This is a genomic window from Microbacterium sp. Marseille-Q6965 (genome assembly GCF_946151065.1).
Lineage (GTDB): Bacteria > Actinomycetota > Actinomycetes > Actinomycetales > Microbacteriaceae > Microbacterium.
Map to the genome: position 1 here is coordinate 1,271,511 of NZ_CAMGZA010000001.1, position 21,449 is coordinate 1,292,959.

General features: G+C 72.2%; 16 protein-coding genes. 9 read left to right on the forward strand and 7 right to left on the reverse strand.

Translation table 11 applies throughout. From position 1 onward, the window contains the following. The first annotated feature begins 61 nt into the window (after positions 1 to 61). The 6 genes from N8N77_RS06065 (at position 62) to N8N77_RS06090 (ending at position 6,415) form a co-directional block, all read left to right on the forward strand. Complete coding sequence (locus tag N8N77_RS06065; RefSeq protein ID WP_261165425.1) at positions 62 to 1,396, forward strand: extracellular solute-binding protein; 1,335 nt, start codon at positions 62 to 64, stop codon at positions 1,394 to 1,396. Further along, complete coding sequence (locus tag N8N77_RS06070) at positions 1,393 to 2,349, forward strand: carbohydrate ABC transporter permease (RefSeq protein ID WP_261165427.1); 957 nt, start codon at positions 1,393 to 1,395, stop codon at positions 2,347 to 2,349. Before N8N77_RS06065 ends, N8N77_RS06070 begins: the two co-directional genes overlap by 4 nt. Then, positions 2,346 to 3,248: a carbohydrate ABC transporter permease gene (locus N8N77_RS06075; protein WP_261165429.1), complete on the forward strand. Its 903-nt coding sequence runs from the start codon at positions 2,346 to 2,348 to the stop codon at positions 3,246 to 3,248. The genes N8N77_RS06070 and N8N77_RS06075 overlap by 4 nt, the downstream gene beginning before the upstream one ends. 33 nt (positions 3,249 to 3,281) lie before the next feature. Beyond that, entirely contained in the window at positions 3,282 to 4,817 is a 1,536-nt protein-coding gene (locus N8N77_RS06080) for an alpha-N-arabinofuranosidase (protein WP_261165430.1), read from the forward strand. Positions 4,818 to 4,910: 93 nt separating this feature from the next. After that, positions 4,911 to 5,321, forward strand: coding sequence for a VOC family protein (locus tag N8N77_RS06085; RefSeq protein WP_261165431.1), 411 nt, complete (start codon positions 4,911 to 4,913; stop codon positions 5,319 to 5,321). 107 nt (positions 5,322 to 5,428) lie between these two features. Then, positions 5,429 to 6,415: an acetylxylan esterase gene (locus N8N77_RS06090; protein WP_261165433.1), complete on the forward strand. Its 987-nt coding sequence runs from the start codon at positions 5,429 to 5,431 to the stop codon at positions 6,413 to 6,415. Between the two features lie 24 nt (positions 6,416 to 6,439). On the opposite strand, the gene N8N77_RS06095 is transcribed toward N8N77_RS06090, so the two are convergent. Then, positions 6,440 to 6,967: a thioesterase family protein gene (locus N8N77_RS06095; RefSeq protein WP_261165434.1), complete on the reverse strand. Its 528-nt coding sequence runs from the start codon at positions 6,965 to 6,967 to the stop codon at positions 6,440 to 6,442. Positions 6,968 to 7,070: 103 nt separating this feature from the next. Here N8N77_RS06095 and N8N77_RS06100 point away from each other — a divergent pair, with 103 nt between their 5' ends. Next, positions 7,071 to 7,970, forward strand: a complete 900-nt coding sequence (locus N8N77_RS06100) for a rhodanese-related sulfurtransferase (RefSeq protein WP_261165435.1) — start codon at positions 7,071 to 7,073, stop codon at positions 7,968 to 7,970. Positions 7,971 to 7,986: 16 nt separating this feature from the next. Here the strand turns inward: N8N77_RS06100 and N8N77_RS06105 are convergent, their stop codons facing one another. Together N8N77_RS06105 and N8N77_RS06110 are read right to left on the reverse strand one after the other, a co-directional pair. Continuing rightward, a complete protein-coding gene (locus N8N77_RS06105; RefSeq protein WP_261165436.1) occupies positions 7,987 to 8,901 on the reverse strand; it encodes a ribokinase in 915 nt (304 codons plus the stop codon). After that, complete coding sequence (locus tag N8N77_RS06110) at positions 8,898 to 10,097, reverse strand: glycosyltransferase (protein ID WP_261165437.1); 1,200 nt, start codon at positions 10,095 to 10,097, stop codon at positions 8,898 to 8,900. The genes N8N77_RS06105 and N8N77_RS06110 overlap by 4 nt, the downstream gene beginning before the upstream one ends. Positions 10,098 to 10,192: 95 nt before the next feature. On the opposite strand from N8N77_RS06110, the gene N8N77_RS06115 reads away from it, so the two are divergent. Continuing rightward, positions 10,193 to 10,450, forward strand: coding sequence for a glutaredoxin domain-containing protein (locus N8N77_RS06115; RefSeq protein ID WP_261165438.1), 258 nt, complete (start codon positions 10,193 to 10,195; stop codon positions 10,448 to 10,450). Between the two features lie 80 nt (positions 10,451 to 10,530). Next, positions 10,531 to 10,971, forward strand: coding sequence for a recombinase family protein (locus N8N77_RS06120; RefSeq protein ID WP_261165439.1), 441 nt, complete (start codon positions 10,531 to 10,533; stop codon positions 10,969 to 10,971). A 40-nt stretch (positions 10,972 to 11,011) separates the two neighbouring features. On the opposite strand, the gene N8N77_RS06125 is transcribed toward N8N77_RS06120, so the two are convergent. From N8N77_RS06125 to N8N77_RS06140, 4 genes are all read right to left on the reverse strand, one after another. Beyond that, entirely contained in the window at positions 11,012 to 11,800 is a 789-nt protein-coding gene (locus N8N77_RS06125; protein ID WP_261165440.1) for a PP2C family serine/threonine-protein phosphatase, read from the reverse strand. Next, complete coding sequence (locus N8N77_RS06130; protein ID WP_261165442.1) at positions 11,797 to 13,506, reverse strand: RDD family protein; 1,710 nt, start codon at positions 13,504 to 13,506, stop codon at positions 11,797 to 11,799. The genes N8N77_RS06125 and N8N77_RS06130 overlap by 4 nt, the downstream gene beginning before the upstream one ends. A gap of 145 nt (positions 13,507 to 13,651) precedes the next feature. Next, a complete protein-coding gene (locus tag N8N77_RS06135) occupies positions 13,652 to 15,697 on the reverse strand; it encodes an acyl-CoA dehydrogenase (RefSeq protein ID WP_261165444.1) in 2,046 nt (681 codons plus the stop codon). Between the two features lie 200 nt (positions 15,698 to 15,897). Continuing rightward, on the reverse strand, positions 15,898 to 21,243 hold the full coding sequence (locus N8N77_RS06140; RefSeq protein ID WP_261165446.1) for an Ig-like domain-containing protein: 5,346 nt from the start codon (positions 21,241 to 21,243) through the stop codon (positions 15,898 to 15,900). Positions 21,244 to 21,449: the final 206 nt, after the last annotated feature.

The window sequence follows — 21,449 nt, forward strand, 5'->3', positions numbered from 1 at the left end:
GATGTAATGATGGCGGCCACCCGGTCTTACGGCACGAGGTTCACGTCACAAGGGAGTGGCTATGACACCACCGTTTCAGCTGACCAGACGTCAGCTCCTCGCGGGGGCGGCGACATTCGCCGGCGCCGCGGCGCTCGCGGGCTGCACGCCCGCGAGCACGATCGGCGCCCCCACCACGCTGCAGTTCTGGCATCTGCTCAGCGGTGGCGACGGCGTCACGATGTCCGGCCTCATCGATGAGGCGAACGCTTCGCAGAGCGACTACGCGGTACGCCCCACGGTGCTGGCGTGGGGCAGCCCGTACTACACCAAGCTCGCCATGGCGGGCACGGGCGGGCGGGCCCCCGACGTCGCCATCATGCACGCCACGCGCGTGGAGGGCTACGCGCCGGGAGGCCTGCTCGACCCGTGGGATCTCGACCGGCTCGCCCAGCTCGGCGTGGACGAGACGACGTTCCCCGCCCCGATCTGGGAGAAGGGCATCACCGGCGGGGAGCTGTACAGCGTCGCGCTCGACGCTCACCCCTTCATCCTCATGTTCAACACCGACATCTGCGACGCGGCCGGCGTGCTCTCCAGCGACGGCGGCCTCGCCCCCGTCGACTCGCCCGAGGCGTTCCTCGAGATGCTGCGGGCCATCGCGGGATCCGCCGAGAGCCACGGACTGTCGTACGGCTACCTCGGCGACGGCGCCCAGATGTGGCGCCTGTTCTACACGCTCTACGCGCAGCACGGCGCCACGATGTCGCTGCCCGAGGGCGGGCCCGCCGACTTCGACGACGACATCGCGGTCGAGTCGCTCACGTTCATGCAGAGCCTGCTCGACGGCGAGATCGCGGCACCGCAGAACGACTACGCCTCCGCCATCGCAGAGTTCGCCACGGGCCGCAGCGGCATGCTGCTGACCGGCGTGTGGGAGCTGCGCACGATGCAGGAAGCGGGGATCCCGTTCGATGCGGCGATGATCCCCACGCTGTACGGCACGCCCGCCGTCTACGCCGACTCGCACTCCTTTGTCCTGCCCCACCAGAACAACCCGGATCCGGCCCGGCGCGAACTGACCTACCAGTTCGTCGCCGACCTGCTGAAGGGATCGTTCGACTGGGCGGGCGCGGGTCACATCCCGGCCTACCTGCCCATCACGCAGAGCCCCGAGTACGACGATCTCGTGCCGCAGGCGCACTACGCCGAGGCGGCGGAGTACGTCACCTACGACCCTCCCGCATGGTTCACGGGATCGGGATCGAACTTCCAGGGCGACTTCGGTCAGTCGGTGCAGAACGTCCTGCTGGGCGGCGCCGACCCCGCCGCCGCGATCGCGACCTTCCGCGAGCGCGTGAACGAGCAGCTGTCCAAGCCGAACCCGGCCGACCCCGAGGGGACGTGGCAGTCATGACCACCACCACGCGCGTGGCGCCGTCCACGTCCACCCACACCATCGTCACCGGCGCCCCGCCGCGCCGCTTCTCGCACGCCGGCGACCGGCGCGAGCAGCTCGTCGGCTGGGCGTTCCTGACGCCGTTCCTCATCGCCTTCGTGCTGTTCCTCGTATGGCCGATCATCCACGGCATCTTCCTCGGCTTCACGAACCAGTCGCTCACCGGCGCCGGAGGCGACTTCGTCGGCTTCGCGAACTACGCCGAGGCGCTGTCGGACCCTGTCATGTGGCGCTCGCTCGGCAACACGGTGTGGTTCACGTTCCTGTCCACCGTGCCGCTCGTGCTCATCGCGCTCATCATGGCGCTGCTGGTGGATCAGGGCCTTCCCGGCCAGTGGCTGTGGCGGCTGTCGTTCTTCATGCCGTTCCTGCTCGCGTCGACGGTGATCTCGCAGATCTGGGTGTGGATCTTCAACCCGCAGATCGGCGCGGCCAACGCTTTGCTGGAATCCCTCGGCATGGAACCGATCGCGTGGCTGCAGGATCCGCGCACGAACATGCTGGCCATCGTGATCGCGACGGTCTGGTGGACGGTCGGGTTCAACTTCCTGCTGTACCTGGCGGCGCTGCAGAACATCCCGACTCAGCAGTACGAGGCCGCATCGATCGACGGCGCCGGCAAGTGGCGCCAGCTGTTCTCCATCACGCTGCCGCAGCTCGGGCCCGCGACGGTCCTCATCGTGCTGCTGCAGATCCTCGCGTCGCTGAAGCTGTTCGACCAGGCGTACCAGATGCTCGGCGGTGTCTCGAGCGACACCACCCGCTCGATCGTGCAGTACATCTACGAGGCCGGCTTCGTCGGCTACCGGTTCGGCTACTCGGCCGCCATCTCCTACGTGTTCTTCGCGCTCATCGTCATCCTCGGGCTCGTCCAGCTCGGGATCGTCGGGCGCAGGAGGGAATCGCGATGACCACCGCCACCGCCACCCAGACCCTCGTCGCGCCGCCCCTGAGTGCGCGGGCGAGGGGCCGCAAGCCCGGCGAGCGCCCGTATGGGATCGCGCGGATCCTCGCCTTCGTCGTGCTGCTGTTGCTGGCGCTCAGCTGGCTGCTGCCCTTCCTCTGGGCGGTCGCGACGGCCTTCAAGACCGAGACCGACGCCGCCGGCGCCGCCACGTGGATCGGCGAGAACGGGCTTACGACGGCCGCGTTCGAGGCCATCCTGTCGCAGGGAAACGTCTACATCTGGGCGCTCAACAGCCTGTGGACCTCGGCGGCCATCACCGTCCTCACCGTCGCGATCTCGGCCCTGGCGGCGTACGCGTTCTCGCGGCTGTCGTTCCGCGGCCGTGGCTGGCTCTACGTCGTGGTGATCGCGTCGATCGTCGTGCCGCCGCAGGTGCTGATCATCCCGCTGTTCTACGAGATGCTCGCCTTCAACATGATCGACACCCACTGGGGCCTCATCCTGCCCCAGGTGGTCGCGCCGGCCATGGTGTTCATCCTGAAGCAGTTCTTCGACGCCGTGCCGATCGAGCTCGAGGACGCCGCGCGCGTGGACGGCGCCAGCCGACTGCGGGTGTTCTGGTCGATCGTGCTGCCGCTGTCGCGGCCGATCCTGGGCGCGGTGTCGATCTTCGTGTTCATCGGGGCGTGGAACAACTTCCTGTGGCCGTTCCTCGTCATCAACGACACGACGCTCATGACGCTGCCCGTCGGGCTGCAGACCGTCATCAGCGCCTACGGCGTGCAGTACGCGCAGGTGATGGCGCAGGCCGTGCTGGCCGCGCTGCCGCTCATCGTCGTCTTCCTCTTCTTCCAGCGCCAGATCGTCAAGGGCGTCGCGACCACCGGCTTCGGTGGCCAGTAGGCGCCCACAGACCCCCGTCAGAACAGGAGAATCATGACCCGCGCCCGCATCACCATCGACCGGGACTTCACCATCGCCGACGTGCCGCGACGCCTGTTCGGATCGTTCGTCGAGCACATGGGACGGTGCGTCTACACCGGCATCTTCGAGCCCGGGCACCCCCAGGCGGACGAGAACGGCTTCCGCCGCGACGTGCTCGAACTGGTGCGCGAACTCGGTCCGACGGTGGTGCGGTACCCGGGCGGCAACTTCGTCTCGGGGTACCTGTGGGAGGACGGCGTCGGGCCGGTCGAGGACCGGCCGCGGCGGCTGGACGGCGCCTGGCACACGATCGAGACGAACGCGTTCGGCCTGCACGAGTTCGTCGCCTGGTCGAAGGAGGCCGGCGTCGAGGTGATGGAGGCGGTGAACTTGGGCACCCGCGGCGTCGAAGAGGCCCGCGCGCTCGTGGAGTACGCCAACCACCCGGGCGGCACCCGCTGGTCCGACCTGCGGCGCCGCAACGGGGCCGACGAGCCGTTCGACATCCGCCTGTGGTGCCTGGGCAACGAGCTCGACGGGCCCTGGCAGATCGGGCACAAGACGGCCCACGAGTACGGCCGCCTGGCGCAGGAGACGGCGAAGGCGATGCGCTTCGTCGATCCGACGATCGAGCTCGTCGCGGTCGGCTCCTCCAGCCGACAGATGCCGACCTTCGGCACCTGGGAGCACACGGTCCTCACGCACGCGTACGAGGAGGTCGACTACGTCTCGATGCACGCCTACTACCAGGAGGAGAACGGCGATGCCGCCTCGTTCCTGGCCGAGGCGGTCGACATGGATGCGTTCATCGACGGCGTCGTCGCGACGATCGACGCCGTCAAGGCGGCGGGCAAGTACCGCAAGCAGGTGAACATCTCGTTCGACGAGTGGAACGTCTGGTACCAGCGCGGCCTCGACACGGAGGACCAGCCGCACAAGGTGGCGGCGCAGTGGCGCGAGCACCCGCGGCTCATCGAGGACACGTACTCGGTGACCGACGCCGTGGTGGTCGGCACGTTCCTGCACAGCCTGCTGCGCCACGGCGACCGCGTGAAGATCGCCAACCAGGCCCAGCTGGTGAACGTCATCGCGCCGATCCGCTCGGAGGAGGGCGGACCGGCCTGGAGGCAGTCGATCTTCTGGCCCTTCGCGCGCATCGCGCACGCCGCGCGGGGTCGGATCCTGCGGCTCGCGGTCGACTCGACGCAGGTGCCGACGCCGAAGTTCGGCGATGTCGACGCGATCGACGCCGCCGCCACGTGGGACGAGGAGCACGGGCGGATCGCCCTGTTCCTGGCCAACCGCTCGCTGGACGACGCCGCCGACGTCACGGTCGACCTGCGCGGCCTTTCCGCCGGCGACATCCGCTCGGCCGAGGTGCTGACCGTCCCGGACGACGGCGATCGGCACACCAAGAACACCGAGAGCGAGCAGGATCGCGTCGGCCTCGTGCCGCTGCGCGACGTCGCGGTGGTGGACGGCGCGCTGCGCGCCACCCTGCCCGCGCTCTCGTGGGCGGTCGTGGAGTTCGACGTGGCGCGGGCGTGACCTGGTCCCGCGCGCCGCGAACGCGACCGCGGCGCGCGGGCCGACGCACGCCGGAGATACCGCGGCGACTGCACCTCTCAATAGGCTGACGCCATGCCTCTCTTCGACCATCTCGGCATCACGGTGGACGATCTTCCGCGCGCAACCGCGCAGTGGGATCCCGTGCTCACCGCGCTCGGCCTGGAGCGCACCGACGGGGACGGCGCGGTCGCCTGGTACAAGGACGGCGAGACGGAGCTGATCCTCTACGCGCCGCGCGAGGACGGCACCGGTCCGCACCGGCACGGGCGGGTGGGCTGGCAGCACCTGGCATTCGCGGTGGACTCCCGGGAGGAGGTCGAGCGCCTGCACGGCATCGCCCTCGAGGCGGGATGGACCGTGGTGCGCGATCCGAAGCCCTACCCGCGCTTCTCGCCCCGCTACTACGCCTCGTTCCTCGAGGACGACTGCGGCATCCGCATCGAGTTCATGCACAACCCGCCGCGCGAGTCCCCCGACGCCTGAGCCGCCGGCCCGCCGACGCGCGGGCGATCGTTGCCCCGCCGCGCGGCTGCCGGCGTGATAGGTGTGGGAGCAGCATCCCCCGCCGACGACGCCGGAAAGCGAGTCTCATGCCGTTCTTCGACCTGCCCCTCGACCTGCTGCGCGAGCACCGCATCGGCCAGGAGCCCCCGTCCGACCTGAAGGACTTCTGGCGCGCGACGCTCTCCGAGTCCCGCGCGCGGTCGTGGGAGACACGCATCGAGCCGGTCGACACGGGGCTGGAACTCGTTGAGACGAGCGACGTGACCTTCGCGGGCTACGGCGGCGACCCCATCCGCGCGTGGTGGCACCGCCCCGCGGGCCGCGCGCCGCGCGGCATCGTCGTCCAGTTCCAGGGCTACAACGGGGGCCGCGGGCTGCCCCACCAGCAGCACGAATGGCCGCTCGCCGGCTACGCGCACCTCTTCGTCGATTCCCGCGGTCAGGGTAGCGGCGCCGCCTCGCCGGGGCACACCGCCGACCCGCAGGGCAGCGGCGGCGCGGCGGTGGCTGGTCAGCTCACGCGCGGGATCGAGGATCCCGAGACGTACTACTACCGGCGGCTCTACACCGACGCCGCCCTCGCGATCGACGTCGCGCGCGGGCTGGCGGGTGGCGGTCTGCCGTTGTTCGTCACCGGCGGCAGCCAGGGCGGTGGCCTCGCCATCGCCGCGGTGGCGCTGCACGAGCTCTCGGGCGGCACCGTCGACGGCGCCCTGCCGGACGTGCCGTTCCTGTGCGACTTCGCGCGATCCATCGCGCTCGTCGACACGATGCCGTATCGCGAGCTCGTCACCTACCTCGCGGCGTTCCGTGACCGGGTGGATCAGGTGCAGCGCACCCTGTCGTACTTCGATGGGGCGCACCTGTCGGCGCTGGCCACCGCGCCCGCGCTGTTCTCGGTGGCGCTCATGGATCCGGTCTGCCCGCCGTCCACGGTGTTCGCGGCGTACAACGCGTGGGCCTCCGACGACAAGGCGATCGAGGTGTACCCGTACAACGGGCACGAGGGTGGCGGGCCCTACCAGCGCGCCGCCCAGCTGGCGTGGCTGCGCGCCCGCCTCACCGACGCCTGACGCTTGAGGCGCCCGTTCGGCGCGTCAGCCCTGCGAGTGCGAGATCCGCACGGCGTCGGCCCACGGGCGCACCCACTCCGGCAGGGTCAGGTGCCCCGGGTCGCCGCCGGCGGCCGCGAGCAGCTCCCCCGGGTCGACCGTGCCACCCTGCTTCCGCAGGAAGCGGGCCTGCACCACGGCGCGCGCGATCACCTTGCCACCGCGGTGGAACTCCTGCTCCATGTACACGTGGCGCTCGTCCACGCCGAGCACGCGGGTGGCGAGCTCGAAGCGCTGCCACAGCGTGAGGGACCGCTTGTAGCTGATCGTCTGGGCCGTCACCACGGGGTACCAGCCGCGCTTGCTCACCTCGTCCCAGAACCCCGACCGGAACATCAGGTCGGTGCGCCCGAGATCGAGCAGGGCGAGATAGCGGGCGTTGTTCATGTGCATGAGCGGGTCGAGATCAGTCGGCACCACCCGGAAGGGTGTGCGCACCTCGTCCCACAGCGACACCCGCCGCGCGCGGCGGCTGCGCAGCCACAGCAGAAGCAGCCGGAAGTACAGATTCACAGCTCGAGTGAACCAGCACTCCCCCGGAACGCCGAAGCCCTTTGTCGTCCGCCTCCAAAGCCGCCCGGCGGGGGCTCATCCGCGCCCGCATAATCTGGAGGGCATGGTCGCCAAGATCCTGCTGTACTACGTGTTCACGCCGATCGCCGATCCCGACGCGGTGCGGCTGTGGCAGCGCGACCTCTGCGAGCTGCTGGGCCTGCGCGGGCGGATCCTCATCTCCGAGCACGGGATGAACGGCACCCTCGGCGGCGACATGGCGGCATTGAAGACCTACGTGCGCAAGACGAAGCAGTACGCGCCGTTCAAGGGCATCGACTTCAAGTGGTCGCCGGGCACGGGGCTCGACGAGAACGGCGCGAGCCTGGACTTCCCCCGCCTGTCGGTGAAGGTGCGGGACGAGATCGTGTCTTTCGGGGCGCCCTCCGATCTACGGGTGGACGACAACGGCGTCGTCGGGGGCGGCACGCACCTCAAGCCCGGCGAGCTGCACAAGCTCGTCGAGGCGCGTGACGACGTGGTGTTCTTCGATGGTCGCAACGCGTTCGAGGCCGAGATCGGCCGCTTCAAGGGTGCGATCGTGCCCGACGTCGAGACGACGCGCGACTTCGTCGCCGAGCTCGAGTCGGGCCGCTACGACCACCTCAAGGACAAGCCCGTCGTCACCTACTGCACCGGCGGCATCCGCTGCGAGGTGCTCTCGAGCCTCATGCGCTCGCGCGGCTTTGAGGAGGTGTACCAGCTCGACGGCGGCATCGTGCGGTACGGCGAGACGTTCGGCAACTCCGGGCTGTGGGAGGGCTCGCTCTACGTGTTCGACGGCCGGGAGCGGATGACGTTCGGCGACGGCGCGGCCGTGATCGGGCGCTGCGTCTCGTGCGGCGCGCCCGAGGACCGCATGGTCAACTGCGCCGACGACGCATGCCGCGCGCGCGTCGTGCTGTGCGCCTCGTGCGGCGACGCGGCCGCCTGCACCAAGCACGCCGCCGTCACCGCGGCCTGAGACCCGGTCCGCGCCGTCAGCGGGCGAGCAGCGCTTCGACCTCGTCGGCGGTCGGCACCGCGGCCTGCGCACCGACGCGGGTCACTGCGATGGCGGACGCCGCCGCCCCGGCGCGCGCCGCCTCGGCAAGCGCGGCCACGGTGAGGCCGCCACGGCCGAGGCGCGCGGCCAGCACGCCGCAGAACGTGTCGCCGGCCCCCGTCGTGTCGACCGGATCGACGCGGAAGGCGGGCACGGTGGCGCGCTCCGCCCCGACGACGACCACGGACCCCGCCGCGCCCAGCGTCACGACGAGGGCCGGCACGCGCGCGGCGAGCGCGTCGATGGCCGCCTCACGATCCGTCGTCCCCGCGATGTCGGTGAGCTCGTGCTCGTTCACGATGAGCACATCGACGAGCGGCAACACGCGCGCCGCCGCCGCGGTGTCCATGAGCGGCGCCGAGGGCGCCGCGTTCAGCACGAACAGGGATCCGTCCCGCCGCGCCTCCGCCGCCGCCACGACGAGCGGGATCGGGATCTCCAACTGCGCGGCCACGACGTCGGCCGCCGCCACGAGCTCGCGCTGGTGCGGCTCGAGGCTCTGCAGCGCGAGGTTCGCGCCGGGCACGACGATGATCGAGTTCTCGGCGTCGTCACCGACCGCGATGAGGGCCATGCCCGTCTGCTCACGCGAGAGTGAGAGCCCCGTCACGTCCACGCCGTCGGCCTCCAGCCATGCGCGCAGCTGTGCGCCCTCGGCGTCGTCACCGATCGCCCCGATGAAGGCGGCGGGCACCCCGCCCGCCCGCGCCGCGGCCACCACCTGGTTGGCGCCCTTGCCGCCGCCGCCGCGCGACGAGCCCGACGCGAGCAGGGTCTCGCCCGGCCCCGGGATGCGCGGCACCCGCGCGACCACGTCCATGTTGATGCTGCCGACGATCGCGACGCTCACCGGTTCTCCCTCCGCTCCCCCACGATGTCGTCCATCCTCTCGCGCTCGCGCCGGTCATCCATGTCGTTCAGGATGCGCAGCGCCCCCGTGTCGGCGGCGAGCTCGGCGGGGCGGCGCGGCCGGTAGACCACGAGGGAGTGGAAGACGAAGCGGGCGAGGAAGGCCACGGCGAGGGTGATCGCGGTGGCGAGCACGCTCGAGATGTGCCACGTCTCGACCATGAGCGCCATGACCGGGATGCGGATGGCCGCCTCGACGTTGTTGAACGTGAACGAGGTGGCAAAGCGCCGGCCGAAGCCGGCCGCCTGATCGCGCATGTCGGCGAAGACGAACCGCTCCTGCAGCAGGAAGTTCGCCACGATCGTGATCTCGGCACCCGCGATGGCGGCCCACAGGTAGTCGACCCCCAGGGACGTCAGCGCCCACACGATCCCGATGTTCGCGACCGCTCCCCCCGCCCCGATGAGCGCGAACAGCGACATCTTTCCGAAGCGCAGCCGCCCCAGATGCGCCAGGAAAGCGCCGCCCTGCCGCAGCGTGGCCTTGGAGATGCCGTCGCGACGGCGGTCGAAGCGCATAGGCAGCTCGGCCGTGCGGTGCTCGCCGCGCACGAGGATCTCGAGCAGGATCTTGAAGCCGTTGGGGCGCAGCGCCGCCAGGTCCACGCGCCGGCGGTCGACAAGGAAGAACCCGGTCATCGGGTCGCTGACGCCGTGCAGCCGCACCGGGAACATCGCCTTGGTCACGGCGGTAGACACCCGCGACACGGCGGCGCGCAGGCGCGTCCCCAGTCCCTCACCGTCGCCGCCGTGCATGTAGCGCGACGCCAGCACCACATCGACACCGCCGCGCTCATAGCGCTCCAGCAGCTCCGGCAGTAGCGAGGGGGGATGCTGCAGGTCGCCGTCCATGACGATGCACACATCGGCCGCCGCGAGGGCGAGGCCGCGCGTCACCGCCCCGCCGAGACCGCCGGCGCGCTCCCCGCGCGCCCGGTGCAGCACGCGCACGGGCAACGGCGCGGATGCCGCCACACGGGCGATCTCTGCCGGGGTGTCGTCGTCGCTGTCGTCGACGAACAGGATTTCGGCGCGGCGGCCGGCCAGCGCGCCGGCGATCTGCGCGACGAGCGGCGCGACGTTGGGACTCTCGTCGCGCGTGGGGATGACGATCGTCACCTCGGGAGCGGGGCGCACCCCTCCATCGTTCCATGGCACCCTGTGACGCCGCGCACCGCCGGCCCCCGGGCAGCTCCGGATCCCGTGCCCCGCGACGGACGTACCCTGGAGAGATGACGACTTCGCAGGAGATCCGGATGTTCGGCGCCGACTGGTGCCGCGACTGCCGCCGCACCAAGGCGCAGCTCGACGAGCTGGGCGTGGCCTACCAGTACATCGATCTCGAGGCCGACCCCGCGGCCGCCGACGTGGCCAGGGAGATCTCGGGCCGCACCAACATCCCCGTGGTCGTCTACCCCGACGCGAGCCACCACGTGGAGCCGACGAACGCCGACGTCGAGGCGAAGCTGCGCGAGCTCAGCCTGATCTGACCCCGCGGCGCCCTCCGGCGATCGCGATCTCGTCCCCCCGGTGCGGAACCGGCAGAATAGAGGGGACGAAGGAGGATCGCGTGGTCGACACGATCGATGCGGAGACGAGCCCGCTGCATCTTCCGCATGCCGCGGCCGAGTGCCCCAAGTGCTTCATCGAGCTGCAGCGCGATCGCGGCTGGTGGCAGGCGCGCCCCGACGGCGCCCGCCTGGTCGGCCTCGTGGTCAGCCGGGACGACATGCCCCCGGTCGTGCAGCAGCGCGAGGACCTGGCACGCTTCGGCGTGCCGATCGAGGGCTTCCGCCACCCCGCACCCGACATCCTGGAGACGTGGGAGCAGCGCCTCACCCGCCTGTTCGACACCCTCCGCCCGGGCGACGTGCTCGTGGTGGCGAGCATCCGCGCCCTGGGCCGCGATGCCGCCGAGGGAGCACGCACCGTCGCCGCCCTGGGACGTAAGGGCATCGTCGTGAAGGTGCTCAGTCACGGCGCGCGGCACCTGCACGACGTCAGCGCCTGAACGGCACCGGGCCTCCCGCGCCCACGCTCGGCACGGGGCCTCAGCGGGAGACGGCCTCCCGCGGGCGCGTGTCCTCGTCGATGTCGTGGTCGCGCGTCGAGGCGACGGCGACGGCGTCGACGACGACGGCGGTGATGTTGTCGCGCCCGCCGTTGAGCAGCGCCTCGCGCACGAGACGCTCGGCCGCCGTCTGCGGCAACACCTCGAGGCGCAGGATCGTGGCGATCCGCTCGGTGGTGAGCTCGTTCGACATGCCGTCGGAGCACACGAGCATGCGGTCGCCGCGCGCCGCGGGCAGCATCCAGAAGTCCGCCTGCGCGTGGCTGCCGGCGCCCATCGCGCGCGTGATGACGTTGCGGCGCCGGTCGTGCGCCGCCTCCTCCGGCGTGATCTCGCCCGCGTCGAGCAGTTCCTGCACGAGCGAGTGGTCCACGCTGATCTGTTCGAGCTCGCCCCGGCGCATGCGGTACACGCGCGAATCGCCCAGGTTGATCGCGAGCCAGTAGCCGACGCCGTCGACGTGCGTCACGATCAGGCCGGCGAAGGTGGTGCCTGCCCCGCGCTCGCGCGCCGCCGAGAGGCCGTCGACGCTGCGGCGGGCGCGGTCGAACGCATCACGCGCCTCGCTCACCGAGACGCTCGGCCGGCCCACGAAGGGCGCGAAGGCCTCGAGAGCCGCGGCCGAGGCCAGTTCCCCGCCCTCGTGGCCGCCCATGCCGTCGGCGACGAGGAACACCGGCGCCGCGGCCAGGTGCGCGTCCTCGTTGAGCGTGCGGCGCGCGCCCACATCGGTGGCCGCGCCGCTCTCGACGACGATGGGCGCGGTCACGCGAGCGCCTCGAAGGTGACGACCCGGTCCCCCATCTCCAGGGCGTCTCCGGGCTCGAGGGGCGTGCGCAGCCCCGGCGTGACCTCCACGCGGTCGCCGTGGCGCACGATGACGACGCCGTTGGTCGAGTGCAGGTCGGTCAGCCACGCTCCCGTCGGGTCGACGTCGATCGCGAAGTGCGTCTTCGACAGCGACAGCGTCGTGTCGCGCACCGCGACGACCTCCGATCCCTCGACCTCAGGGGGGTTGCGCCCGAAGACGGTGCGCGAGGTCACCGAGTGCCGAATGTCGTCATCCCACACGAGCACCGCGCGCTTGGTCGCCCCGGGACGGGGCCGCTGGACGATGACGGTGTCGTCGACGAAGTCATCGGGCTCCGCCACAGGAGCGGCGGCCGGCTCACGTCGGCGCGGTTCCGGCTCGCGCGGCTGCGGCGCCGGCATCGGCATGCCCGGGACCGACGAGATGAGCGACTCGCCCGGCTGCGCCGCCGGGGCCGCCGCGGGGAACGGCGGGTTCGACGCCGAGAAGGCGGAGGGCTCGGGAATCGCCGTCGCGGAGGCGTCGGCGACGGGATCGGCCGGTCGGGGCGGAACGGACGCCTGCGGGGAGTACGCGGGGGGCGCGTAGGGGTCGGCATCGGCGGCCGCCGGATCCATCGTCACCGCGGCGGTCGCCACGGGGTCGACGGGAGCGGCATACGGCGGCGGCGGCGCGGCGTACGGATCGGCCGGCGCGGCATACGGATCGGCGGGCGCGGCATACGGCTGCGCCGGAGCCGCGTAGGGGTCGGCCGGCGCGGCGTACGGGTCGTGGGCGGGAGGCTCCGCATACGCGGCCGGCTGGGCGGCGTAGGGGTCGGCCGCCGGCGCGGGCGGGACCGCGTAGGGGTCACCCTGATAGGAGCCGTATGCGTCCGAAGGGGAAGCGTACGGGTCGGGCTCCGCGGGGCGGGCGTCGACGACGATCGCTCCGGCCGCCTTGTCGTGCCATCCCTGTCGCCGCCCGGACTTGTCGAAGAGGATCGAGAAGTACCCCAGCAGGAAGACCGAGCCCGTCACACCCAGCACCACGTTGCGCAGCAGCGCCCGGCCGAAGCCGAGCGGCGCACCGCTGTCGGCCCGCACGATCCGGATCTTCTGCGCTCGCGCGCCGATCGATCCCGAGCCGCCCTGCATTCCGGTGTGGACGAGGAACCACGCGATCAGGACCGCGTACATCGCCAGCAGCACGATCATGCCGACGCTCAGGTCGACCGTGAACGTGAGCACGACCGCGAGCACCGCGAAGACGACGGCGATCCCCACGGCGATCAGCGTGTCGACGACGAAGGCGAGGACGCGGCGCCCCGGCTCGGCGGGGACGCCGACGCCGTGAGCCGGGCGCGCGTACGGATCGGCCGTCGGGTAGGCAGCGACAGCCTCGGGGCTCCCGTACGGCTGCTGCTCGGGCGCGGCGCCGTAGCCGTACGCGTGCTCGGCCGGTGGCGACGGGTAGGGCGGCGCCGACGCCGCGTGCTCCGCGGGGCCCGGGTAGCCAGGTGACGCGGCGAAGGGGTCGGCGGGCGCGGAGGGGTAGGCGGGGGCCGCATACGGATCGGAGACCGGCTGGCCGTAGCCCTCGGCGCCCGGGAACCACTGCTGCCCCGGGTAAGCCGACTGCCCGTACGGATCCGGCGCCTGGCCGGGGTACTGGGGCGTGCTCATCTCACCCATCCTTCCCTGCATCTCCGCGCCGCCGGCGAGGGGCGGGCGTGAGCGTCTAGAACGATCATGTCAGCACAACACCCGCCCACGCGACGAATCCGCGACTTCGCACGCATGCGAGTCGCGGATCCGTGGCGTGGCCGCATCAGCTCCGAGGCGGCTTCGGCTCCCGCTTCGCGGCGTTCCCCGTCACCTCCAGGGTGGCGTAGTGCTGCGCCGCCTCGTCCTGCCGGGCCTGCTCGGCGCCGGAGGCGATGGGGGCCCGCACATGCTCGGGTGCGTAGCCGAACGCGTCGACGAGGTCCTGCGCGTGCGGGCGCAGCCGCGCGCAGAGCCGGTCGATGTAGCGGGAGACCGCGGCCGCGCGCTGCGTGGAGAGGCGGCCGTGGATGAGGTGCCACGACAGGTGCTTCTCGATGAGGCCGAGCCCGAACAGATCGCGCAGCCAGGTGAGCACCTGCCGGGTGCCCTCGTGCTCGATGCGCCCGAGAGCGTCGGTGAACGCCTCCCACTGCAGCAGCTCCGCGTGGGCGCGTGCGGCCTCGAGCAGCTCGTTCTGGTTCTCGTTGAACAGGGCGGCGCCGTCGGCCGGCGACAGCTTCCCCGCAGGGCGCAGGCGCGCCGCGACGTCGGCCACCATGGTCTGCACCCGATCGGCGAGAAGCTGGTGCTGGTCCTTACCGCGCAGGCCGAGCTCGACCGATCGCGCGGTCGAGCCGAGGTCGGTGACCGCCTGGCCGAGACGGCGCAGACCGGCGCCGTGGAAGACCCGGCCTGCGGTCTGGCCGGCGACGATGGCGGCGAGCTCGGCGGGCTGCTTGCCCTTGAACTGCTTCGCGTAGTCGCCCAGCAGGCGCTTGCCGACCAGCTGCAGCAGCACGTTGTTGTCACCCTCGAACGTCACGTAGACGTCGAGGTCGCTGCGCAGGCCGACGATGCGGTTCTCGGCGAGGAACCCCGCCCCGCCGCACGCCTCGCGGCACTCCTGCAGCGCGTCGAGGGCGTGCCACGTCGACAGCGCCTTCAGCGCCGCCGCGAGCGTCTCGAGGTCCTGCCGAGTCTCGTCGGTGTCGTTCTCGCCGCTGAACACCGCGTCGAATTTCTGCAGCAGCTGATCGTGGGCGAACGCCTGCGCGTAGGTGGTCGCCAGCAGCGGCAGCAGCCGGCGCTGGTGCCGCCCGTAATCGAGCAGCACCGTTTCGCCGGCGCCGTTGTCGAACTGGCGCCGCTGGTTGCCGTAGGTGATCGCGATGTTCAGGCCGAGCGCCGACCCCCACGTGGCGGCGCCGTCGAGCGAGACGCGTCCCTGCACGAGCGCGCCGAGCATCGTGAAGAAGCGGCGGCCGGGGCTGGCGATCGGGCTCGAGTAGCTGCCGTCGGGCGCGACATCGCCGTAGCGGTTGAGCAGGTGGTCGCGCGGGATGCGCACGCGGTCGAAGTGCAGGCGCCCGTTGTCGACGCCGTTCAGCCCGCCCTTCGGACCGTCGTCCTCACCGCCCACGCCCGGCAGGAAGTCGCCGTTCTCGTCGCGAATCGGCACGAAGAAACAGTGCACGCCGTAGTTGATGCCGTTCGTGATGAGCTGGGCGAACACCGTGGCGGCCTTGGCGTGAAGCGCCGCGTTGCCGAGATAGTCCTTCCAGGCGCCGCGGAACGGCGTGTGGATGATGAACTCCTCGGTCTCCGGGTCGTACGTGGCCGTCGTGCCGATCGCCTGCACGTCCGATCCGTGGCCCGTCTCCGTCATCGCGAACGCGCCGGGCAGGCGCATCTCGCCGGCGTCACGCAGCCAGCGGTCGTGATGTGTCTTGGTGCCGAGCTGCAGGATGGCAGACGCGAACAGTCCCCACTGCACGCCCGACTTGATCTGCAGACTGGGGTCGGCGGCCACGAGCTCCTCGAAGCCGGCGAGGTTGCCGCCCTGGTTGGCCAGGCCGCCGTACTCCTTCGGGTAGGCACGCATCGACGCGCCGTGCTGCACGAGCAGGTCGAGCTGGGCCAACGCCCGCTCGCGGTGCTCGGCGATCGGCTGGCCCTCGATGCGCCAGAACGCGGGGTCCTTGATCATCTCGCGGGCCTCGCGGCGGATGTCGGCCCAGGTGCCCAGGAGGGCGTCGTTGACGCGGCGGATGTCGATGCGAGCGTCGGGGTGCTCGGTGTGCTCGACGGGACGGACCACGGTGTCGGCCATGCGGATACCTCTTTCGGACGCGCGCGCGACGCGCGATCGGTGGGATGACCCCACGTTAGGGATTCCACAGCGCCAGGTCACGACCGTTGTGCACCCTCGACATCTTCCCGCCGCGCCGGGGTCGGCGGTCGTTGTGGCGGCGGCACAGGCGCGAGCCCGGGAGCGGCCGGCGGGATGGCTCCGCCGCCGCTCCCGGGCGCTCAGCCGAGCGCTCGCCGGCGCACGCGGCGTCCCGCCAGCAGCAGCCCGGCGCCCAGCGCCAGCACGAGCATGCCCAGCGCGGCGGCCGTCCCGGCGTCGGCTCCGGTCGCGGCCAGGCGATCGGCCTCGTGGCCCGCCCCGTTCGCCTCGGGGCGGGGCGCGGGTTCGGCGTCCGGCTCGGCCGGGGGCGTCATGACCGGCGCGCCGGGGGCGGGCGCGCTGACGACGATGTCGCGCGTCACGGGAGCCGAGACGTTGCCCGCCTCGTCCTCCTGCACGACCTCGATGGTGCCGGGGCCGGCCGGGAGCGGCTGCGGCGGCGTGTACGCCCACGTGCCGTCGTCGGCACAGGAGACGGCGACCGGGTCGGCGCCGTTGATCGAGACCCACACCGTCGCTCCCGGCTCGCACCGGCCGGTGAACGCCGAATCGGGCCCCACGTTCCCGCCGCCGTCCGGCTCGTCGATGGTGACGGGACCCGGACCGGACGTGTCGACCGTGAAGGTGATCGGCGTCGCGCGGGCCGTGCGGCCGGCCGCGTCGGTCGCGACCGCCTCGACGGTGTAGGCGTCGTCGGCGAGCGCCGCGCGCGGCGTGAACTCCCACGCGCCGTCGCCTTCCACCGCGAGGGATCCGGCCACGCGGCCCGTGGCGGCGCCCGTGACGGTCACGTCGAGCGCAACGGCGTGACGCCACATGCCCCGAATGGAGACGGCTCCCGGGTCGCTGAAGGCCGTGCCGTCGGCGAGGGAGAGGATCTCCACGGCCGGGGCCGTGTCGGTCACGTCGAACGACACCGGGCCGGCGCTGCCCGTGTTGCCGGCGGCGTCCTCGGCGCTCACCTCCACGGTGTAGTCGCCGTCCGGGAGCGGGGTGTCGGGCGTGAACACCCAGCCGCCGGTCGAGGGGTCGGTCGTCACCGTCCCCGGCACCGGACCGTTCGGCCCGGTCACGACGACCGTCACCGTCGAACCGGGCTCCGAGGTCCCGGCGATGACCGGAGCGGAGGTCACGTCGCCGTCGGCGGGCGACGTGATTCCCACCCCCGGCGCCGTGGTGTCCACCTCGAAACCGATCGGGCCCGCCGTGCCGGTGCGGCCCGCCGCGCTCTGCGCGGTGGCTGCGACGACGTACGTGTCGTCCCCGAGCGGGAGCGCCGGGGTGAAGGTCCACTCCCCCGTCTGCGGGTCCACCGTCAGCGCGCCGTCCACCGCTCCCGTCTGCGCGCCGGTGACGGTCACCGCCACGAGCGACCCCGCGTCGGATGTCCCGCGGATCTGGATCGCGGCGGGATCGTTCGTCACGGTGCCCGCGAGCGGGCTGACGATGGAGACGTCGGGGCCGACCGCGTCGACCTCGAAGGAGACGGGCCCCGCCGTGACGGTGTTCCCGGCCGCGTCGGTCGCGGAGGCCGTCACGGTGTAGACGTCGTCGACGAGGGGCGCGCTCGGCGTGAACGTCCAGTCGCCCGTCCGCGGATCGACCGCCACGGTGCCGTCGATCCCTCCCGTCTTCGCGCCGCTGACCGTCACGACGATCTCGGCGCCGGCATTCGGCTCGCCGAGGCCCGCGTCGGACCCGCCGGAGATGCGCACGGCCGGATCGCTCGTCACGGAATCGTTCGCGGGTGCGTCGATGGTCAGCGCGGGGGCGGTCGTGTCGATCGTGAATGTGACGGGTCCGGCCGTGGCGGCGTTGCCGGCGGCGTCCTCGGCGGTGGCCTCGACGGTGTACTCCCCGTCGCCCAGCGGGGCGCCCGGCGTGAAGGTCCAGTCACCGGTGTCGGGGTCGACGGTCACCGTGCCCGCGACGGCGCCGCTCGGTCCCGTCACGACGACCGCCACCGTCGACCCGGGCTCGGAGGCTCCGAAGATCAGCGGTGCGTTCGTGACGTCGCCGTCCGTCGGCGACTCGATCGTGACCGCCGGGGGCGCGGTGTCGACCGCGAATCCGCTTTCCGCGCGTGCCGTGTTCCCGGCGGCGTCGGTGGCCTCGACGGTGACCGCGTAGGCCCCGTCGCGCAGCGGCGCGGCGGGCGTGAACGTCCACTCGCCCGTGGCGGGATCGACCACCACGGCGCCCGCCACGGGGCCGTCGGGCCCGGTGACGGTCACCTCGACGAGCGCGTCGTCGTGCGGCTCGCCCTCGCCCGTGTCGGAGCCGCCGCCGATGACGAGCGCGGCGTCGCCGGTCACGGCGCCGTCGGCCGGTGTGGTGACGCTGACGACGGGCGCGGTCGTGTCGACCTCGAACCGGACCGTGTCGGCCGTGCCGGTGTTGCCGGCCCCGTCCTCGGCCGTCGCCTCGACCGTGTAGCCGCCCTCGCCCAGCGGTACGTCCGGGGTGAAGACCCAGCCACCCGTCTCCGGGTCGCTCGCGACCGCGCCCGCGACGGGGCCGTCCGGGCCGGTCACGACGACGGTGACGTTCGAACCTGCCTGCGCTGTCCCCTCGATCACCGGCGCCCTTGTCACGTCGCCGTCCGCGGGCGCGTCGATGGTCACCGCCGGCGCGGTCGTGTCCACCTCGAACCGAACCGGGCCGGCCGTGCCGGTGTTGCCGACCTCGTCCTCGGCCCTCGCCTCGACCGTGTACGCGCCCTCGCCCAGCGGGGCGCCCGGCGTGAAGACCCACTCGCCCGTCTCCGGGTCGGCCGTGACCGTGCCCGGGACGAGACCGTCCGGTCCCGTGACGACGACCGTCACCGTGGAGCCCGGCTCCGCCGTGCCCCCGAACGCCGGTTCCCGGGTCACGTCGCCGTCGGTGGGCGCGTCGATGCCCACCGCGGGGGCGGTCGTGTCGACCTCGAAGCCGACCGGACCGGCGGTGCCGGTGTTGCCCGCCTCGTCCTGGGCGGTCACCTCCACGCTGTACTCCCCGTCGACCAGCGGCACGTCGGGCGTGAAGGTCCACTCGCCCGTCTCCGGGTCGGTCGTCGCCGTCCCCGGCACCGGACCGTCCGGCCCGGTCACCACGACCGTCACCGTGGAGCCCGGCTCCGCCGTGCCCCCGAACGCCGGTTCCCGGGTCACGTCGCCGTCGGTGGGCGCGTCGATGCCCACCGCGGGGGCGGTCGTGTCGACCTCGAAGCCGACCGGACCGGCGGTGCCGGTGTTGCCCGCCTCGTCCTGGGCGGTCACCTCCACGCTGTACTCCCCGTCGACCAGCGGCACGTCGGGCGTGAAGGTCCACTCGCCCGTCTCGGGATCGGTCGTCGCCGTCCCCGGCACCGGACCGTCCGGCCCGGTCACCACGACCGTCACCGTGGAGCCCGGCTCCGCCGTGCCCCCGAACGCCGGTTCCCGCGTCAGCTCGCCCTCGTCCGGCGTGTCGATCGCGACCGCCGGAGCGGCCGTGTCGACCCAGAACTCGTTCGTCACCGGGGCGGACGTCTCGCCTCCCACGGTCTGCGTCGCCGTCGCCGTGTGCGGACCGCCCTCGGCGAGCGGCGCGGTGCCCGTGGGGTACGGATACGTCCACACTCCCTGCCCGTCGGCCGTCGCGGTGCCCGCCGGTCCCCCGTCGATCGAGACGCTCACGGTGGCTCCGGGCAGCGCCGTGCCCGTGATGACGGGGGTGACGTCGTTCGTGACCGAGCCGTTCTCGGGTGCGACGATCACCGGCGCGGCCGGCACGGCGCTGGCGCGGACCGTCGACGACGCCAGGTCGACGTTGGCCGCGGGGTCGCCCGCGAGCAGTTGCGGCAGCAGTTCGACGCTCAGCGCGTTCACCGTGAACGAGTCGGTCACGCCGCCCACGCTGAGGTTGCCGTCCAGACCGGATTCCTGCTCGTTGATCGTGATGCTCGCCACCTGCGCGAGCACGCCCGCCAGCACGGGGTCGAGGGTGCCGAGAGCCGGGGTGATGACGCCGTCGAGCGTCGCGGTCAGACCGGCGCCGGTGGTCGCGAGCAGGTCCGCCACGACCGGCTGCAGCGTGCTGAGGATCGTCGGCACGGCGGTGTTCGTCACGGTGGACACGACGGAGTCGACCGTCGGGTTGATGACGGTGTCGAGGAGCCCGCCGATCAGACCGAGGTTCAGCCCGGGCAGGAGCGCCGAGGTCACCTGGACATCCGGAGCGCCGGGAGCGGTTCCCGCCAACTGCCCGAGCGTCGTCGTGATGGTCGCGTCGACCGTGGCGACGTCCAGGACCCCCAGCAGGCCCAGATCGGCGGCCACGGTCGTCTTCAGGACGATGACGACCTCGAGGCTCCCGAGCACGCCCTGCACGCCCGTGGTGATCCGGTCGGTGAGCGTGCCGAGAGCCTCGGTGAGAGCCCCCGTGAGGAGGCCGATGGTCTCGCCGGTGAGCAGCTCGGTGTTCTCCGGCAGGTCGCTGAGTCCCGTGCCGTACGCGGCGAACGCCAGCTGGTCGGCGTCGACGACGATCTGCCCCGCCCCGAGGTCGACCGACAGCAGGCCCGCGTCGTCCTGCAGGGGCCGCGCCAGGATGTCGGCGGCCAGGTCGGCGAGGGCGGTGTCGGCGCCGTTGACCTGCAACGTGAGCGAGTCCACCGATACGAGCGCGCCGAGCAGGGTGCTGAGCGTCGTGGAGAGGCCGTCGAGCGTGGTGTCGATCGCGCCACCCTCCCCCAGCGCCGCGTCGAGGGTGTCACCGGCCCCCGTGATCGTGCTCGCCAGCTGAGGCGTGAGCCCCGCCACGAGCGGGCTGCGCAGGGCGAGCTGCGCATCGGCGATCATGTAGTCCGACGCGTACGAGACGGTGCCCGCGGCGGCGTTGCCGGTGGCCGTCGCGGTGGAGGCGAACGCTCCGAGCGAGACCCGGAACTCGTCGATGATCTGGTCGGTCAGTCCCGCCACCCCCGCCTGCGCGAGAAGGTCGGTGACGTCGAGGACCGATCGGCCGTACACGCCGGGGTCCTGAGGATCGAGGTCGATCGCCCCGTCGGCGGTGACGGCACCCGCGCTGGCCGTGGACGCATCCGCGGTCGGTGACGAGGCGAAGGTGCTCACCGCGCCCAGCTCGCCCAGGTGGAGCAGCCCGGAACCATCGGGCCGGCTCATGAGCGGGAGCACGAGGCCGCCGCCGAGATCGAGCTCGATGCCCTCGAGCACGCCCAGGTTGAGCGGCGTGCTCTCGGTCTGCGGCGCGCTCGGATAGCCGGTCCACGCGGTCGCCGTCTCGAGCAGGTCGGGCGTGAGCAGATCGACGGCGATCACCTGACCGAGCGCCTCGGAGCCGTCGCTCACCGCGGCATGAGCGGGCGCCGCGGTGGCCGCGAGCGCCGTCGCCGCGACGACGGATGTGCCTGCCCGCATCCCCTTCATGAACCGGCCGGGCCTTCGGCGCTCGGAGCGGACGGTGCGCGCGGCAGTGCTCATGCCATTCCCCCTGAATCGGCGACGTCGTCGGCGCCGCGCCATATCGGGATGCCGGCAGCGCACTTTGCCGCTCAGCTTGGTGGCGGGGGGAGAACACCGTCTACCGCGGAGGTCGTTTTTCACCCGCGTCTCACCGGCAATTCACCCGCGGATGAATTGTGGGAATCGCGCATAACGGCGCGAGCCCAGCCGCTTCTGACGCGTGG